Source organism: Lentilactobacillus kisonensis DSM 19906 = JCM 15041 (assembly GCF_001434135.1).
GTDB lineage: Bacteria > Bacillota > Bacilli > Lactobacillales > Lactobacillaceae > Lentilactobacillus > Lentilactobacillus kisonensis.
Map to the genome: position 1 here is coordinate 1 of NZ_AZEB01000077.1, position 1,606 is coordinate 1,606.

General features: G+C 38.8%; 1 protein-coding gene and 1 pseudogene. Both read left to right on the forward strand.

All coding sequences use genetic code 11. From position 1 onward, the window contains the following. Window positions 1-1,350, forward strand: a 1,350-nt coding sequence (locus tag FC98_RS13720; RefSeq protein ID WP_056949757.1) for a hypothetical protein, incomplete at its 5' end; no start/stop codon positions are given. Between the two features lie 119 nt (window positions 1,351-1,469). Beyond that, a pseudogene (locus FC98_RS15455) lies at window positions 1,470-1,606 on the forward strand (DNA topoisomerase); the annotation flags it as partial.

Genomic DNA, 1,606 nt, shown 5'->3' on the forward strand with positions numbered 1-1,606 from the left:
AAAAGGAAAGAATTTAACCAACAAGTTAAGAAATATCGTAAGACCAAAGCGAATTATAAAAACAATCAAGAAAAAGTAATTAATCGAGGTCACTTGGATAGCCTAAGTAAACACTTCTCGTTTAACGAGAAAAAAGTGGTCAAAGAGTTAAGCCACGAACTGAAAACTTATATTAGTTTGGAAAGTTTAGATGATAAGCGGCGCATGCTATTTAATTGGAAAAACAGTACCTTAATTAAGCACGCTGTTGGTGAAGATATCACTAAGCAATTATTGACGATTAACCAACAAGAAAGTTCACTAAAAAAAGCAGATGAACTCTTAAATAAAGTGGTTGATCGCACAACTAAAAAACTTTATCCAGAGCTTGATTTTGAACAGACAACCGCGGCTGAACGACGGGAATTGATTAAAGAAACTAATAGTGAACAAACGATTTTCAAAGGCAGTGAATTAAACGAACGTTTAATGAATATTCGTGATGATTTATTGACCCGACAATTATTGACCTTTACCAAACGGCCATACGTTGGCTGGAAGTTATTAATGCAACAAGAAAAGGAAGTCAAAATCGAACTGAAATATACGCTGATGATTCATGACGATAACTTAGAAAGCCTAGAACACGTCGATCAAGGGTTACTAGAGAAATATTCACCAACCGAACAGCAAAAGATTACTCGAGCAGTCAAAGATCTACGGGCAATCATGGCCGTTAAGCAAGTCATTAAAACGCAATACCATGAAGTATTGAAAAGGGCCTTTCCCAAAGGCGATTTAGATGGATTGCCATTGATTAAACAGGAACAAGCCTATACAGCCGTGATGTACTATGATCCTGTTTTAAAGCCATGTCAGGCCGAAACGATTGAACAGTGGCAAGCAAACCCACCACAGGTTTTCAGCCCCCCAGAACATCAACAAGGACTAGCTTATTTATCGGGACAGCTGAGCTTAGATCAGTTAGAAAATCATCACTTACAACGGGTTTTAAAGCATGATGGTACTAAACAACTCTTTTTTGGCGAATGCAAAGCTGATCCGACGATTAAGAACAGTCAGATCGAGAAAATCCAAATGCAGTTAAAAGAGCAACAAGCCAAGGACGACCAGTACAGAAAAGCAAATATCGGACATTATCAACCACTGAACTACAAGCCAGTTAGTCCAAGCTACTACTTAAAGACGGCCTTTAGTAACGCAATCATGACCGCCCTATATGCCCGTGATGAAGATTACGAACGGCAAAAACAGGCGCAAGGTTTAAAGGAGACTGAGTGGGAAATGACGAAAAAGCAACGGCAACACCAAACTCGAAACCGGCATGAAGATTGGGGCATGCACTTGTAATCACAAAATTAGCGACTGGTTAATTGGTATGAATGGTAGCCCATAATGTATTTTATATTGATAAAAATTTGGTACGTAGAGCGTGCTCGATTAGTTACCTATAGCTGCCAGCCTTGTGTATGGTCTATCAAAGAGATCAGGCAATCAAAAACTTTAAGCCGGAACCCTATTTTGAACTAAATGCTGAAATTCTTGCTAATCAGCAAAAATTCGTCGCAAAATTAGACCCCTATCAGCGATTTAAAGATGAAGCAGG